A 15,637-nucleotide genomic window follows, 5' to 3' on the forward strand; every position below is an offset into this window, starting at 1 on the left:
ACGGCACGGAGGCGGCGGCGTCGGACGGTTCACTGGTAGAAGACGAATCGGCGGGAGAGGCGGAACTGCGCCCAGGTGATGAGCATGATGATGAGCATCAGCACCAGTCCGGCGGCCGAGGCCAGCCCGAACTCCAGGCGCTGGAAGGCGGCCTCGAAGACCACCATGACGGCGGAGCGGGTGGAGTCGCCGGGCCCTCCGCGGGTGAGCACGTAGGGCTGGTCGAAGACCTGCAGGGCCATGATCATCGCGGTGACGGAGGCGACCAGCAGCGAGGGGGAGACCAGCGGGAAGGTGACGTTCCTGAAGGCTCCCCAGCCGCGGGCGCCGTCGAGCTCGGCGGCCTCGTAGAGCTCCTTCGGGATGGAGGCGATCCCGCCCAGCAGGATGAGGAAGGAGAATCCGAAGTTCTGCCAGACGAAGACGAAGATGACGACGGCGGCGGCACCGGTCGGCGTCGTCAGCCAGGGGACGTTCGGGATGCCGACCAGGCCAAGCAGCCAGTTCACGACGCCGAACTGCTCGTTGAACAGGTAGCTCATGAAGATGGAGACCCCTGCGGCCGAGAGGACCAGCGGGAAGAAGAACGTGGAGCGGAAGAACAGCCGCAGCCACTCGGGCATCCGGGACTGGACCATCACGGCCAGGAACATCGCGAGGCTGAGCTGCAGCGTCACAGCGACGATCACGAACACGATGGTGTTCAGGAAGGCCGTGCGCACCGTGGGGTCGGCGCCGAGGGTGAGGAAGTTGTCCACGCCGGCGAATTCGGGGGCTGAGAGCAGGTCCCAGCGGAAGAACGCCAGGGCCAGGGAGCCGGCGATCGGCAGCAGGGTGAAGATCCCCATGCCGACCACGGTGGGGGCCAGCAGAAGTAGGATCACCCAGCGTTCGGAGCGGGAGCGGCGACGGGGAGCGGGGGAGGGCTTCGCCGACGACGCCGCGGCGTCGGCGGGTCCGGCCGGCGGTGTGACAGGTGCGGTGGTGGTCATGTGGTCTTCTCCATGGCGACGGTGAGTTCACGGTCGAGGCGGTCCAGGGCCGTCTCCAGCTGGGCGGGGCCTCCGCTCATGCCGAGGGCGACGTTGCGGGCCAGGGCGTTCTCCACCTCCGCCTGCTGGGGCGGGGCGGGAATGGGCCCGGAGGAGGGGAACTCGTCGAGGGTGTCGTAGAAGACCTTCCAACTGCGGGGCCCGGTCTCGCGGTAGAAGGCCTCGTTCACCATCGAGCGGCGGGTCGGGGTGGTCGTGGGCTCTGGCATCGCCAGCTCCATGGACTCCTTGCGCGTGGTGAACTCCAGCCAGCGCCAGGCCTGGTCCTTGCGCTCGGAGGTGCGCATGATCGAGTAGCCGGCGGTGCCGAACTGGTGGCGCTGGCTCCGCCACCGAGGGAAGTACTGGACGTCGAAGTCTTCCTCCGACATCCCGTTCTCATGCAGCCCCTGGGCCCAGTAGCCGCCGGCCGGGGTGGCGCCGATGCGGTCTGCGGCGAACAGGCCGATCAGCGATGTCCCGCCGCCCTCCTCCGGGCGGATGCTCAGCCCCTCGGAGACCCAGCTCTGCAGCCGCTCGAAGGTCTCCACGACGCGGGGGTCGCCGACGTTGGAGGACGTCCACCGGTAGCCGCCCTGGCGGCCTGCCGTCTGCTCCGGGGTGTAGAACCGGTCCCAGAGCCAGTCGCCCCCGTCGAACCGCTCCTCGGTGAGGATGCTGGTGTCGTTGGCGTAGAGCCAGGGGACGATTCCGCCGAAGAGCCGGTTGGTCCAGAAATAGGGGACGAACCCGCCGTCTGCGGTGTCCCGCATGGTGCGCAGCATGTGCTCGAACTCGTCGATGTCCCAGTCCGGGGAGGGCATGTCCAGCCCCGCCCGTTCCAGGGTCGGCAGGTTGAGGTACATGTTGGCCGCGTTGAAGTCCAGCGGCAGCACGTAGAGGCTGCCGTGGTACATGAAGGCTTCGATGAGGGATGGGTGGACGTCGCTGAAGTAGTCGGTCAGCCGTGTCTGGTCCTGGGTGATCCAGTCGTCCAGCGGTTCGGCGAGTCGCTCGGCGAAGAGCTGCGCGCCCTCGGTGGCGACGTAGACGACGTCGGGTGCGGTGCCCGCGGCCACCATGGTGAGGATCTTGGTGAAGAAGTCGCCCCAGTCCACGGCCTGGATCGCCTCGATTCGGACCGGAATGTCCGGGTGCTCGGCGGTGAACTCGTCGGCCAGGGCCTGGCGGGCGGCGGCGTCCGCGGCGGTGCCCTGGATGGCGACGCGCAGGACGTCCTCGCCGCGGCCCGGGATGTCCTGGCCGGAGAGCCGGGGCCACGCGGCGACCGTGCCGCCCAGGGCGGCGAGCCCGCCGACGCCGAGCAGCGTGCGCCGGGTGATGGTCCGTGACTGTGATGAGATGTGCATCCTGCCTCCTAACACGTGTGAGGAAATGTACTGTGAGTCAGAGCACACGTCAAGCCGCGCAGGTCAGCGCTGCGAGATGCGGGCCGGAGTCGTGATGCGGCAGATCGACGCGGAGAGATTCCGCAGGAGTGTGGGACGAGGAGGCGTCGCGGCGATAGACTGTCTCGGGACTGCGGCCGGGAGCCGGAGCTCCGTCTCCCACGGCATGTCTCTGCGACGTGCCAAGCGCCCCTCCACGAGGCCGGGCCGCGGTCGTCCCTGAACGCACAGCGAGGAGACCGCGTCGATGACCACTGCCGAGTCCACCGTGAACATCAACACTGCGCCACTGTCCGAGGTCGACCCCGAGATCGCCCAGGCGATCTCCGACGAGCTGGGGCGCCAGCGGGGGACTCTCGAGATGATCGCCTCCGAGAACTTCGTGCCGCGAGCGGTGCTCGAGGCGCAGGGGTCGGTGCTGACCAACAAGTACGCCGAGGGGTACCCGGGTCGGCGCTACTACGGCGGCTGCGAGTTCGTCGACGTCGCGGAGAACCTCGCGATCGAGCGCGCCAAGGCGCTCTTCGGCGCGGACCACGCCAACGTCCAGCCCCACGCCGGCGCGCAGGCCAACGTCGCCGTGATGACGGCCTTCCTCAAGCCCGGGGACAAGCTCATGGGCCTCTCGCTGGCCCACGGCGGACACCTGACCCACGGCATGAAGCTGAACTACTCGGGCAAGTTCCACGAGGTCGCCGCCTATGAGGTGGACCCGGAGACCGGTCTGATCGACATGGAGAAGGTTCGGGAGCAGGCGCTCGCCGAGCGTCCGGACATGATCGTGGCCGGCTGGTCCGCCTACCCGCGGCAGCTCGACTTCGCCGCGTTCCGTGAGATCGCCGACGAGGTCGGCGCCATCCTCTGGGTGGACATGGCCCACTTCGCCGGCCTGGTGGCCGCCGGCCTGCACCCGAACCCGGTGCCTCACGCCGACGTCGTCACCACCACGGTGCATAAGACGCTGGCGGGCCCTCGCTCCGGCATGATCCTCTGCAAGGAGGAGCACAAGAAGAAGATCAACTCCGCGGTGTTCCCCGGCCAGCAGGGCGGCCCGCTCATGCACGCCATCGCCGCGAAGGCCATCGCGTTCAAGATCGCGGCCTCCGAGGACTTCGCGGCGCGCCAGCGGCGCACGGTCGCCGGCGCACAGATCCTCGCCGAGCGCCTGGTGGCCGACGACGTCACCGCCCACGGGGTCAACGTGCTCACCGGGGGCACCGACGTCCACCTGGTGCTGGTGGACCTGCGGAACTCGGAGATGGACGGCAAGCAGGCCGAGGACCTGCTCCACGAGGTCGGCATCACCGTCAACCGCAATGCTGTGCCGAACGACCCGCGCCCGCCGATGGTGACCTCCGGGCTGCGCATCGGCACCCCGGCGCTGGCCTCCCGCGGCTTCGGCGACGTGGAGTTCGCCGAGGTGGCGGACATCATCGCGGAGGTGCTCAAGCAGGGGGCCGCCGGCCAGCCCGACCTCTATCCGCTCAAGGCCCGGGTCGCCGCGCTGGCCGCCGACTTCCCGCTCTACGAGGGCCTCGAGGAGTGGTGATGGCTCAGCAGGACACGACGACGGCACGTCGCCTCGACGGCAAGGCGGCCTCCGCACAGATCCGCGCGGAGCTGACCGAACGGGTGGCGGCGCTCAAGGAGCAGGGCGTCACTCCGGGCATCGCCACCGTGCTGGTGGGCGCGGACCCGGCGTCGCAGCTCTACGTGGGGATGAAGCACAAGCAGTCCCAGGCCATCGGGATGAACTCGATCCAGCGGGAGCTGCCGGAGGACGCCACACAGGAGCAGGTCGAGGCGCTGATCGACGAGCTCAACGCGGATCCGGCCTGCCACGGCTACATCATCCAGCTGCCGCTGCCGAAGCACCTCGACACCGACCGGGTGCTGGAACGCATCGACCCGGCCAAGGACGCCGACGGGCTGCACCCGGTCAACCTGGGTCGTCTGGTGCTCAACGTCAACGAGCCGATCCACACTCCGCTGCCCTGTACTCCGCGCGGAGTCATCGAGCTGCTGCTGCGCCATGACTATGACCTCGCCGGCAAGCACGTGGTCGTCGTCGGCCGCGGCGTGACCATCGGCCGCTCCATCGGGCTGCTGCTGACGCGTCGGGAGCTCAACGCTACGGTGACCCTCACCCACACCGGCACGGTGGACATGTCTCACCACCTGCGGCAGGCTGACGTCATCGTGGCCGCCGCCGGAGTGAAGCACCTGGTGCGTCCGGAGGACGTCAAGCCCGGCGCCGCGGTGCTCGACGTCGGCGTCACCCGGGAGCCGGACCCTGACGGAGGCAAGGCGAAGGTCTACGGGGACGTCCACCCCGACGTCGCCGACGTCGCCGGCTGGCTCTCCCCGAACCCCGGGGGAGTGGGCCCCATGACGGTGGCGCTGCTGATGACCAATGTGGTGGAGGCCGCCGAGCTGCAGGCGGGCTGAGGCGGCCGTTCCTCCCCCATCGAGTGGCCACGAATCCCGGCTTCTCCCCACGCGACACGGCGTGTCCTCGGGGAGATCGCGGGATTCGTGGCCACTCGCGTGTCACCCGTCGGCAGTGTCACCGGCCGGCAGTGTCAGGTTGCTCGTAGGCCCGCCCAGTTGAGGCGGGTCAGCCGGGCCGCCTCCTCGGCGTCGCCGGCGCGCAGCGCTGTCAGGATCTGCTCATGCTGGGCGGGGGAGTCGGCGCCGGTGAGGCTGCCGAAGTGGAGGTGCTCGGTGCGTCGCAGCAGGGCGACCACCTGGTCCAGGGCGTCATCCAGGACCGGGTTCTCCGCCCGCTGCAGCGCCACGGCGTGGAACGCCTCGTCTGCGGCGACGGCGGCGGGCGCGTCCCGGTCCTCCAGCGCCCGGGCCAGTCTGCCGTTGGCCGCGGCCATCTGCACCAGATCCTCGGGTGTGATCCGGGGTGCGGCGCTGCGGACGGCCAGCTCGTGGAGTGCTGCGGCGACGTCACGGGCATGGGCCACACGCTCCGGATCCTCCTCGGCCACGGTGGTGCGGCGACCCGGCTGGGCGTCGACGAGCCCCTCTCGCTCCAGGCGCAGCAGGGCTTCCCGGATCGGAGTGCGGGAGACTCCCAGCCAGTCCTCCAGGTCGGCATCGCGCAGCAGCTCACCGGGGGAGAGATCCCCGGTGACGATCGCCTGACGGATGGTGCGGTGGACCTCGTCGCGCAGCAGGGTGCGGCGGTGGACGCCGCGAGCCGCGGGGACGGGCATGGTCGGCTCCTCAACAGGTGGGGCGGCGTCGGGGGCCGCGGGCGGGCAGGGTCGTCTCGGGCAGGAACGTCTCGAGCAGAATCGCGACTCGAGCAGGGCCTTGACATCATCGCATCCACCGCGTGGAATTCTGAGTGCAATATATCGCATATCGTCGGGACGGCCGGTGCCGCCCTGGCCCATCCCGAGGAGCCCCATGGCCATCACCGACTTTCCCCGCTACGAGCTGACCTTCGGCCCCAGCCCCGTCCATCGGCTGGATCGGCTCACGGCTCATCTGGGCGGGGCACAGATCTGGGCGAAGCGGGAGGACGTGAACTCAGGCCTGGCCTTCGGCGGCAACAAGACGCGGAAGCTGGAGTACATCGTCCCGGACATCCTGGCCTCCGGCGCGGACACGCTCGTCTCGATCGGTGGCTACCAGTCCAACCACACCCGTCAGGTGGCCGCCGTCGCCGCGCGGCTCGGCCTGAAGGCGCGTCTGGTCCAGGAGCGCTGGGTGGACTGGGACGACCCCGTCAACGACAGGGTCGGCAACATCCTGCTCTCCCGCCTCATGGGCGCCGACGTCCGTCTGGACGACGCCGGCTTCGACATCGGCATCCGCTCCAGTTGGGAGGAGGCCATCGCGGAGGTCGAGGCCGAGGGTGGCACGCCCTACCCCATCCCGGCCGGCGCCTCGGAGCACCCGCTCGGTGGCCTGGGCTTCGCGAACTGGGCCTATGAGGTCGCCGCCCAGGAGCGCGAGCTCGGCGTCTTCTTCGACACGATCGTGGTCTGCACGGTCACCGGATCCACCCATGCCGGGATGATCGCCGGATTCGCGGCCCTCGAAGAGGCCGGCGGTCGCCCCCGGCGGGTGATCGGCATCGACGCCTCCGCCACGCTGGAGAAGACCCGCGCCCAGGTCGAGCGGATCGCCCGGCACACCGCCGAGCTGATCGGGCTGGGTCGGGAGCTGCGCGCCGAGGAGATCACCGTGCTGCCCGGCTGGGCGGGTGAGGAGTACGGCATCCCGGTGGAGTCCACCGTCGAGGCGATCCGCACCACCGCCCAGCTGGAGGGTGTCATCCTCGACCCGGTCTACGAGGGCAAGTCCATGGCAGGGCTGATGGACCTGGTCCGCGAATCCGAGATCCCCGCCGACTCGACGGTGCTCTATGCGCACCTCGGCGGGCAGCCGGCGCTCAACGCCTACAGCCAGGTCTTCTGAACGGCGCCCCGGCTGGGCAGCTGTCCAGGGCCGCAGCCGCTCAGCGCAGGAACAGCCGACGCATCCGCAGCGTCGCCACGGTCATCCCGACGGCGACCATCACCAGGTAGTAGCCGATGTGCACCAGGGTGAGCCCGCTGAAGGAGAAGGCGGCGATGTCCCGCATCAGCTCCACCGCGTGCCACAGCGGCAGCGCCTGGATCATCCACTGGACACCGGCCGGGTAGACGTCGATGGGGAACAGCGTGGCCGAGAACAGGAACATCGGCATCATGACCATCATCATCCAGTCCATCTGCTGGAACCTGCTCATGAAGGAGGTCACCGCCATGCCCACCGACGCGAAGCCCAGGGCGATGAACAGGGCCGTGACCAGCATGATCACGGCGGCCAGCGGACTCACCAGGCCTGCGGCCACCAGCACCGTGAGGAAGCCGAGCGCGTAGATCCCGCCGCGGAACAGCGCCAGCAGGATCTCCCCGACGGCGACGTCCAACGGGCCCAGCGAGGTTGCCATCATCGACTGGTAGAGCTTGGTGATCTTCAGCTTGAAGAACACGTTCCAGGTGGAGTCGAAGACCGCGCCGTTCATCGCGGAGACCGCCAGCAGAGCGGGCGCGATGAACGCCGCGTAGCTCATCTCGCCGCCGTCGGCGGCCTGCACTCCGGAGATCATGGGGCTGATGCCCAGGCCGAAGGAGGTCAGGAACAGCACGGGCTCCAGGAATCCGGAGAGGAAGATGACCCCGCGGTTGTTCCGGATGGCCGACATCCCCCGGGAGAACACCGCCCGGATGTTGCCCGAGTAGTAGTTGCCGACCGGTCCGGTGCGGACCTTCACCGGTGGGGTGCCCGGTGCGGGCGGCCCGGCCGCCAGGTCCTTGGCCTCCAGTCGGGCCTCCCGCTTCAGTCGAGACTTCTCGCCAGGGGTGCGGCCCCGCCATTCGCTCAGCCCGAGACGTCGGATGTAGATCCTCCGCACCCACAGCCAGGCCGCGCCGGCCAGGACCAGCAGGTAGCCCAGATGCACCGCGGCCATCCCCAGGGTCATCGGCTGCCCGAAGGCCAGCAGGCGCCCGAGCTCATTGGCATGCCAGATGGGGGAGACCCAACCGATGAGCTGCAGCGGTCCGGGCAGGTTGGTCAACGGGTAGAACGTGCCGGAGAACAGGAACAGCGGCATGATGATGAACCGCTGGATCAGCGCCGCGTGGCCCTTCTCATCCCGCAGGGAGGCGATGTAGGCCATGATAGGCAGCCCCAGGGCCAGCGACCCCAGGGCTGCGGTGAACACCTGCAGCCAGGCCCAGGGGCTCGTGGTGGCCCCGAAGGCGACCAGCACGGCGGTGAACACCACGCCGTGGACGCCGAACCGTGCGCAGACGGCCAGAATGTGCCCGGAGGCGATCTGGGTGGGCGTCAGCGGGGAGGCCTGCGCACCGTAGTAGATGCGCCGCCACTTGAACTTCTCCATGACCGGAAAGGTGAACTCGATGCCCGCTGACATCGCCATGGTGGAGGCCAGGATCGCCGGACCGATGTACATCAGGTAGGACTCGGCGCCGTAGGCGGTCAGGTCCGCGCGGTCGCCCACCAGCACACCGAGGCCCAGGCCCATGGCCAGGATGTACAGGATCGGCTGGGCGATGGAGCTGGTCAGGATCACCACCGCATAGGCGCGCATGCCGCGCAGCGTGTGCTCCGCCTGGTACAGGATCCCGCGGGACCGCACCCGGGAGGCCAGCGCCGCCTTGTCCGCGGCCGGCGACGACGGCGCGGCGCCGGGTCCCGAGGAGGTGACGTCGGAGGGCCGCGTCTCAGTCAATGAGGCTCCTCCCGGTCAGCCGCAGGAACACGTCCTCCAACGAGGACCGGCGCACCAGGGAGGTCACCGGACGGTGACCGGCCGCGTGGACCTGCTCCAGGGCCTCCTCGGCCCGCTCGGCGTAGACCAGCAGGCGGTCCGGCAGCACCTCGATGCGGTCGAAGCCGGCGTCGCCGGGCGTCAGGACGCCGGTGAGCTCCTCGGCCTGCTCGGCGTTGCGGTCCATGCCGAAGCGCAGCTCCAGGACCTCCCGGGTGGAGTGCTCCCGGATCAGCCCCGAGGGGCTGCCCTCGGCCATGATCCGGCCGTGATCCACCACGATGAGCCGGTCGCAGAGCTGCTCGGCCTCATCCATGTGGTGGGTGGTCAGCACCAGGGTGGTGCCGGTCTCCTTGAGCCTGAAGAGGCGGTCCCACAGCACATGGCGGGCCTGCGGGTCCAGCCCGGTGGTGGGCTCGTCCAGCAGCAGCACGTCAGGCTCGTTGACCAGGGCGCGGGCGATCGTCAGACGCCGCTTCATGCCTCCGGAGAGGTCCTCCACCCTGGCCTTGGCCTTCTGGGTCAGCTGCGCGAACTCCAGCAGCTCCTCGGCCTTGCCCAGCAGCCAGCGGCGCGGCAGGCCGAAGTAGCGGCCGTACATGATGATGTTCTCCCGGACCGTGAGCTCCTCGTCCAGGTTGTCCTGCTGGGGGATCACGCCCAGCCGGGCGCGGACCTCCGGGCCCTGCTTCTCGGGGTCCAGGCCGGCCACGGACAGCTCGCCGGCGGTGCGGGAGGCGACGGCGGCGATCATCCGCATCGTGGTGGACTTTCCGGCACCGTTGGGCCCCAGCAGACCGAAGGACTCGCCGCGGGCCACGCTGAAGTCGATTCCGTCGACGGCGGTGAAGTCGCCGTAGCGCTTCGTCAGGCCGACGGCGGTGATGGCGTCGGAGGGGGCGGCTCCGCCGTCGGGGCGGGAGCTGACGGCGTCGGCGGCCGCGGGCGCACGGGTGGCACGGGCAGAATCGGGCATGTGGCGCAGTTTACGCGGGCAACCACCGCCTGACCAGGGCTCCGCCGGGTTCTCCGCTGTCAGCGGCGGCGGGTGAATCATCCTCACGGTCGATGTGCCCGGCGCCCTCATCCTGAAGAATGATCACCGTTCCATCACCCGCTTCCATCCCATGGAGAGGACATCACCATGTCCACCCCTGTCCTCGAGACGGAGAACCTGGTCAAGGTGTACGGCCGAGGGGCCGCACGCTTCGACGCGCTGAAGGGGCTGACCTTCGAGATCCACGACGGCGAGTCCGTGGCGATCGTCGGCAAGTCCGGCTCCGGCAAGTCCACCCTCATGCATCTGCTGGCCCTGCTGGACGAGCCGACCGCCGGCGTCGTCGCCCTGGAGGGCAGGCCGGTCTCGCAGCTGGACCCGAAGAAGGTCTCCCGCCTGCGCAACGAGACCTTCGGCTTCGTGTTCCAGCAGTTCTTCCTCAACGCGAACCAGTCTGTGCTGGACAATGTGACCCTGCCGCTGAAGATCGGCGGGTGGGGCCGGTCCCAGCGCAACGAGCGCGGCATGGAGGTCCTGGAGCAGCTGGAGATCGCCGACAAGGCGAAGAACCGCGCCACGGACCTCTCCGGCGGGCAGAAGCAGCGCGTCTGCATCGCCCGCGCCCTGGTGAACCGGCCTTCGGTGATCTTCGCCGACGAGCCCACCGGCAACTTGGACACCGCCACCTCCGAGGTGGTGGAGGACATCCTGTTCGGCCTGCACCGTGATCAGGGGATCACGCTGGTGGTCGTCACCCACGACGAGGATCTGGCCGGCCGGTGCGAACGCCGCCTGCATATGCAGGACGGGCTCATCGTGGCCGAGGAGCACGGCGTCATCACGCCCGGGCAGCTGGACACGACGTTCGACCCGGCCCAGCTGGGCCTCGAGGATGAGGAGGACCGGGCATGAGGGCTCTCGACGTCACCCGGACCGCATTGGGGAACACCATGCGGTCCAAGCTCCGCACGTTCCTGACCGTGATCGCCATCGTCATCGGCGCGTTCACGCTGGCGGTGACCACAGGGCTGGCCGCCGGTGTGAACCAGACCATCGAGGACATGGTCGACGGCTACGGAGACCAGGACCAGATCTATGTGATGCAGGCCAGCGCCATGGGCCAGGGAGAGGACACCGGCCCGGGCCCTCAGGAGTACGACCCGGACACCGCCGGCCAGCAGAGCGAGTTCGGTCAGGCGATGCTCACCGAGGAGGACATCGAGACGATCGAGGGGATCGACGGGATCACGAACGTGGACCCGATCTTCTTCGTCTCGCCGGACTACCTCGAGGCCCCTGACGGCGGGCAGTACCTGCTCAGCGAGCTGGGGCTTCCTGCCGACGCCTCGGGCATGGAGCTCGTGGCCGGCGAGACCCCGGCCCGGGACTCCATGGAGATCACGGTCCCGGAGACCTGGCTGGCCATCTTCGACGACGGGGCCGACGACTACGAGGACGTCGACCCGGAGTCGGTCCTGGGCGAGACGGTGGAGCTGGGCATCTCGGACATGGTCCGCGAGTCGCACACCGTCGAGGCCGAGGTGGTCGGCGTCTCGGTGCAGAACCTGGCCGGCATCGGCGGGTCACCCATGCCCTCGCACGCTCTGAACGATGAGCTCTACGAGATCCAGAGCTCCGGGCTGGACGTGGAGCAGGACGACGCCTTCGTCCAGGCCGCCGCCGACGTCGAGGACATGGAGGCCTTTGAGGACTCCATCAAGGAGGCCCTGCAGGAGGAGGGCCTGGTCGGTCTCACGGTCGAGGACTTCATGGGCATCATCCAGACCGTCATCGACGCCATCGCGTGGGTCCTCTACGGCTTCGCGGTGATCGCCCTCATCGCGGCCTCCTTCGGCATCGTGAACACCCTGCTGATGTCGGTGCAGGAGCGGACCCGGGAGATCGGGCTGATGAAGGCGCTGGGCATGTCCGGCGGCCGGATCTTCGGGCTGTTCTCCATGGAGGCCGTGATGATCGGTCTGCTCGGATCGCTCATCGGCGTCGGCGGCGGTGTGCTCACCGGTGTGGTGGCCAATGCCCTGCTCACCGGCAGCGGCGGGCCGCTCGGCGACGTCGGCGGACTCATCCTCTATGCGGTGAGCCCCGTGGCGATCCTCAGCATCACCGGGCTGGTGGTGGGCATCGCCTTCCTGGCAGGAACCCTGCCGGCGGCGCGTGCGGCGAAGAAGGACCCGATCGAGGCCCTACGCTACGAGTAGGCGCCCAGGTAGTGTGAAGGACATCATCGTGAGAAGGAGAGAGTCGTGACCAGCTCGCCCTATGGGGACCCCCAGCATCCGAACCCGCAGGACCCGAACCAGCAGCCGGGTCAGAACCCCTACCAGCAGCCGAGCCCCGAGGGGCCCAAGTTCGGCACCGACCCCTATGACCCGAACGCGGTCGGCGGGCCGATGGCCGAGCCGACCAAGTTCGGCCTGCTGAAGAAGCTCACCCTCGTCTCTCTGGGGATCTACGTCCTCTCGGGACTCGTCGGGATGTTCCAGGCGACGGATGAGGACGCGGTGCGTGAGCAGTTGGCGGCCCAGGGCATGGCCGTGGACGAGGAGACACTCTCCTTCGCCATGGTCGGGGGGATGATCTTCGCCGCCGTCATGCTCATCATCCCGGTGGTGCTCTACATCGTGGCCTACCTCGGCATCACCAAGGTGAAGAACTGGGGCAGGATCCTCGGCACCGTGTTCGCCGCACTCGGCACCCTGTTCACGCTGTGGGGCCTCACCGGCATCGGGATGATGCTGGACACGGGGGCGATCGGCATCCTCTCGCTGGTGCTGTCCATCGCGTTCATCGCGGTGAACGTCTACTGGTTCCTCACTGCGTTCACCAAGGACGTCAGCAGGTACTTCGAGCAGGGGAAGGTCGCCTGACGGCCCACAACCGCTGGAGAGCATCAGAAGGGGCGGGGTCCACCACAGGGGTGGGTCCCGCCCCTTCTGCCGTCCGGGGTCGCACACGGTCGGGAACCGGCCCGGAACCGTTGCCCGGGGACCGGGCGTCGGGAAGACTGCTTCCGACCATCGCCGACCGGAGGGCAGATCCATGACCATGGAGTTCACGGTGGACGAGCAGGGGCGCCCGGAGGCCCCGCTCGCCGGCGGGGAGCTGGAGACCCTTCTGGGGTTCCTGGAGTTCCATCGGGCGACCCTCGCCCACAAATGCGCGGGGCTCGACGCCGCGGGGCTGGCTCAGCGGGTGGAACCCTCCACCATGACGCTGGGCGGGCTGTTCAAGCATCTGGCCTTGGTGGAAGACCTCTGGTTCTCCGTCACGCTCTTCGCCCGCGAACCGGCGGAGCCCTGGCTCAGCGCGGACTGGGAGGCAGACGAGGACTGGGAGTGGCACTCCGCGGCCGCAGATTCTCCCCAGGAGCTGCGGGCTCTGTGGGAGCGGTCTGTGGAGGCGTCGCGGCGGCTCACCCAGCAGGCCCTCGACGACGGCGGCCTGGAGAGATCCGCCGACCGCGCCCGGCCCGACGGCGCCGTGGTCACGCTGCGGTTCATCCTGGTGCACGCGATCGAGGAGTACAGCCGGCACAATGGCCACGCAGATCTGCTGCGCGAGTCGATCGACGGTCAGCGGGGGGAATGACGAGCCAGGGGTGAACCGATCAGATGCCGGTGCCGGCCGACGCCCCGTCATCTCACGTCCCGTACTGATCAGCCGACGTACTGATCAGCCCATGTACTGATCAGCCCACGCGCTGATGATCTTCCCTGCCCGCGCGGCCTGGCCGTCAGCAGTCAGCAGGTGGTCCGAGCCCTCGAGGGCGACGAAGCTGCGGGGATGCTTCGTGGCCCAGAAGAGCGTGCTGGCGTTGTCGATGCTGACAGTGTTGTCCGTGGGGGAGTGCATCACCATGAACGGCAGGGACAGGGCGCGGATCTTGTCATCGATGTCCGCACGGCGCACGTCCTCGACGAAATCACGTTTCAGCGTGAGCGCTCGGCCGCCGACCAGCCACTCGGCCTCACCGTCAGCCACAGCACGGTCGGCGATCGCGTCGAAGTGATGCTCCACATGGCTCGGATCGGCGGGCGCCCCGATGCTCACCACGGCGCGGGTGCCGGGGGATCGCTCGGCTGCGGCGATCACCGCGGCCCCGCCCCAAGAGTGGCCCACGAGGATGTCCGCCGGGGTGCCTCGCTCCGCCATGAACTGGCACGCCCGGACGGTGTCGTCGACCTTCACGGTGAAGGATCCGTCGCCCCAATCGCCGTCTGAGTCTCGGAGGCCGAGGGCATCGAAGCGGAGCATGCCGATCCCTTCGGCGGCGAGCTGCTTGCACATCCGCGAGGCAGCCGGAGTGTCCTTGCCGAGGGTGAAGCCGTGGACGAACACGCCCCACCCGCGGACAGCACCCTCGGGCAGGTCGATCCGGCCGGCCAGCATCGGCCCGGTCGAACTCGGAAACTGGACTGATTCACCCATGATCACTCCCGACGACAGACACCATCATCAGCGCCAGCCTAGCGGGGGTGCCACCGCGGTGAGGATCGACTCCATCAGGTGCGCGTTGTAGTCCACCCCGAGCTGGTTCGGCACGGTGATCAGCAGCGTGTCCGCGGCGGCGACGGCCTCGTCGCGGGCCAGCTCCTGCACCAGCTCCTCGGGCTCGCCGATGTAGCTGCGCCCGAAGATCGCCCGCGTCCTCTCGTCGAGCATGCCGACCTGGTCCTGGGCCTCGCGCTGCCCGAGGAAGTAGGCCCGGTCCTGGTCGCTGGTGAGCGCCACGATCGACCGACTCACCGAGACGCGCGGAGTGAAGCCGTGGTCGTGGCCCTCCCACTCGTGGCGGAAGGCCTCGATCTGTCGCCGCTGCTGGACGTGGAAGGGCTCCCCGGTCTCGTCGTCCTTCAGGGTCGAGCTCATCAGATTCATCCCCTGCCGGGCGGCCCACCGAGCCGTGGCGTCGGAGCCCGCGCCCCACCAGAGGCGTTCCCGCAGTCCGGGGGAGTGCGGTTCGGGCCGCAGCAGCCCGGGAGGGTTCGGGAACATCGGCCGTGGATTCGGCTCGGCGAAGCCTTCACCGGTGAGCACCTGCAGGGCTGCCTCGGTGTGGCGGCGGGCCATGTCGGCGTCGGACTCGCCCTCGGCGGGACGATGCCCGAAGTGTCGCCAGCCGTCGATGACCTGCTCGGGGGATCCCCGGGAGATGCCGAGCTGCAGCCGGCCCCCGGAGATCAGATCCGCCGCCCCGGCGTCCTCGGCGAAGTGCAGGGGGTTCTCGTAGCGCATGTCGATCACCCCGGTGCCGATCTCGATCCGGCTGGTGCGTGCGCCGATCGCGGCCAACAGCGGGAACGGGGAGGCCAGCTGGTGCGCGAAGTGGTGGACCCGGTAGTACGCCCCGTCGGCGCCGAGCTCCTCGGCGGCCACGGCCAGGTCGATGGACTGCAGCAGCGCGTCCTGCGCTGACTGCGTCCTCGAATGGGGCGAGGGAGTCCAGTGTCCGAAGGAGAGGAATCCGATGCTCTTCACCTCCGCAGGAACCGGCGACGGCACCGGGGTATTCCTCCTGCCGAAAGGGGTGGGCCGACCGGAGACAGCGGCGGGCCCCGACCGCGGAGCGGGACGACGTGTTGCGCGTCACGTCATACGACCCTAAAATGAATCACGATCATTAAAGCGGGGTGCGGAGTCTCTGGCCTTCCGGCCGGTCTCGTCCCTCGGCATCACAAGACATCACCACAGGAACAGGAGCGTCATCATGGGTGAGCGGTTGGAGAACTTCATCGATGGTCGGTTCGTGCCGGCTCAGGGCCAGGAGGATTTCGAGGTGGTGAATCCGGCCACTGGGCAGCCGGTGGCGGTCTCGCCGATCTCGGGGGCCGCTGATGTGGATGCCGCGTTCGAGGCGGCTGAGCGGGCTTTCACC

15 protein-coding genes are annotated in these 15,637 nt (G+C 69.0%); 8 read left to right on the forward strand and 7 right to left on the reverse strand.

What is annotated here, in order from left to right; translation table 11 throughout:
* Positions 1–29: 29 nt before the first annotated feature.
* On the reverse strand, positions 30–992 hold the full coding sequence (locus Q7C18_RS13855; protein ID WP_070158764.1) for a carbohydrate ABC transporter permease: 963 nt from the start codon (positions 990–992) through the stop codon (positions 30–32).
* Complete coding sequence (locus tag Q7C18_RS13860; protein ID WP_311025871.1) at positions 989–2,401, reverse strand: extracellular solute-binding protein; 1,413 nt, start codon at positions 2,399–2,401, stop codon at positions 989–991. Before Q7C18_RS13860 ends, Q7C18_RS13855 begins: the two co-directional genes overlap by 4 nt.
* A 286-nt stretch (positions 2,402–2,687) precedes the next feature.
* Between Q7C18_RS13860 and glyA the strand changes: the two genes are divergently transcribed.
* Together glyA and Q7C18_RS13870 are read left to right on the forward strand one after the other, a co-directional pair.
* Entirely contained in the window at positions 2,688–3,989 is a 1,302-nt protein-coding gene (glyA, locus tag Q7C18_RS13865) for a serine hydroxymethyltransferase (protein ID WP_311025872.1), read from the forward strand.
* Complete coding sequence (locus Q7C18_RS13870) at positions 3,989–4,888, forward strand: bifunctional methylenetetrahydrofolate dehydrogenase/methenyltetrahydrofolate cyclohydrolase (RefSeq protein WP_311025873.1); 900 nt, start codon at positions 3,989–3,991, stop codon at positions 4,886–4,888. The genes glyA and Q7C18_RS13870 overlap by 1 nt, the downstream gene beginning before the upstream one ends.
* A 134-nt stretch (positions 4,889–5,022) precedes the next feature.
* Here the strand turns inward: Q7C18_RS13870 and Q7C18_RS13875 are convergent, their stop codons facing one another.
* Entirely contained in the window at positions 5,023–5,667 is a 645-nt protein-coding gene (locus tag Q7C18_RS13875) for a GntR family transcriptional regulator (RefSeq protein WP_311025874.1), read from the reverse strand.
* 196 nt (positions 5,668–5,863) lie between these two features.
* On the opposite strand from Q7C18_RS13875, the gene Q7C18_RS13880 reads away from it, so the two are divergent.
* Entirely contained in the window at positions 5,864–6,880 is a 1,017-nt protein-coding gene (locus Q7C18_RS13880; protein ID WP_311025875.1) for a 1-aminocyclopropane-1-carboxylate deaminase, read from the forward strand.
* 40 nt (positions 6,881–6,920) lie between these two features.
* Here Q7C18_RS13880 and Q7C18_RS13885 read toward each other — a convergent pair whose 3' ends face one another.
* Together Q7C18_RS13885 and Q7C18_RS13890 are read right to left on the reverse strand one after the other, a co-directional pair.
* Complete coding sequence (locus tag Q7C18_RS13885; protein ID WP_237089928.1) at positions 6,921–8,705, reverse strand: ABC transporter permease; 1,785 nt, start codon at positions 8,703–8,705, stop codon at positions 6,921–6,923.
* Positions 8,698–9,720: an ABC transporter ATP-binding protein gene (locus tag Q7C18_RS13890; RefSeq protein WP_083277797.1), complete on the reverse strand. Its 1,023-nt coding sequence runs from the start codon at positions 9,718–9,720 to the stop codon at positions 8,698–8,700. The genes Q7C18_RS13885 and Q7C18_RS13890 overlap by 8 nt, the downstream gene beginning before the upstream one ends.
* A 168-nt stretch (positions 9,721–9,888) precedes the next feature.
* On the opposite strand from Q7C18_RS13890, the gene Q7C18_RS13895 reads away from it, so the two are divergent.
* The 4 genes from Q7C18_RS13895 (at position 9,889) to Q7C18_RS13910 (ending at position 13,350) form a co-directional block, all read left to right on the forward strand.
* Positions 9,889–10,653: an ABC transporter ATP-binding protein gene (locus Q7C18_RS13895; protein WP_083277796.1), complete on the forward strand. Its 765-nt coding sequence runs from the start codon at positions 9,889–9,891 to the stop codon at positions 10,651–10,653.
* Positions 10,650–11,960, forward strand: a complete 1,311-nt coding sequence (locus Q7C18_RS13900; protein WP_311025876.1) for an ABC transporter permease — start codon at positions 10,650–10,652, stop codon at positions 11,958–11,960. Before Q7C18_RS13895 ends, Q7C18_RS13900 begins: the two co-directional genes overlap by 4 nt.
* A 45-nt stretch (positions 11,961–12,005) precedes the next feature.
* The gene (locus tag Q7C18_RS13905; protein WP_311025877.1) at positions 12,006–12,629 is read left to right on the forward strand and encodes a DUF3824 domain-containing protein; all 624 of its coding nucleotides are present in this window, start codon (positions 12,006–12,008) and stop codon (positions 12,627–12,629) included.
* Positions 12,630–12,801: 172 nt separating this feature from the next.
* Entirely contained in the window at positions 12,802–13,350 is a 549-nt protein-coding gene (locus Q7C18_RS13910) for a DinB family protein (RefSeq protein WP_311025878.1), read from the forward strand.
* Between the two features lie 84 nt (positions 13,351–13,434).
* Here Q7C18_RS13910 and Q7C18_RS13915 read toward each other — a convergent pair whose 3' ends face one another.
* Entirely contained in the window at positions 13,435–14,190 is a 756-nt protein-coding gene (locus tag Q7C18_RS13915) for an alpha/beta hydrolase (RefSeq protein WP_311025879.1), read from the reverse strand.
* Positions 14,191–14,217: 27 nt separating this feature from the next.
* Positions 14,218–15,240 (reverse strand): LLM class flavin-dependent oxidoreductase, encoded by a 1,023-nt coding sequence (locus tag Q7C18_RS13920; RefSeq protein WP_311025880.1) that lies wholly within the window; start codon positions 15,238–15,240, stop codon positions 14,218–14,220.
* A gap of 229 nt (positions 15,241–15,469) precedes the next feature.
* Between Q7C18_RS13920 and Q7C18_RS13925 the strand changes: the two genes are divergently transcribed.
* A partial coding sequence (locus Q7C18_RS13925; RefSeq protein WP_311025882.1) for an aldehyde dehydrogenase family protein occupies positions 15,470–15,637 on the forward strand: 168 nt, incomplete at its 3' end.

The organism is Nesterenkonia sp. CL21, from assembly GCF_031705515.1.
Classification (GTDB): domain Bacteria; phylum Actinomycetota; class Actinomycetes; order Actinomycetales; family Micrococcaceae; genus Nesterenkonia; species Nesterenkonia aethiopica.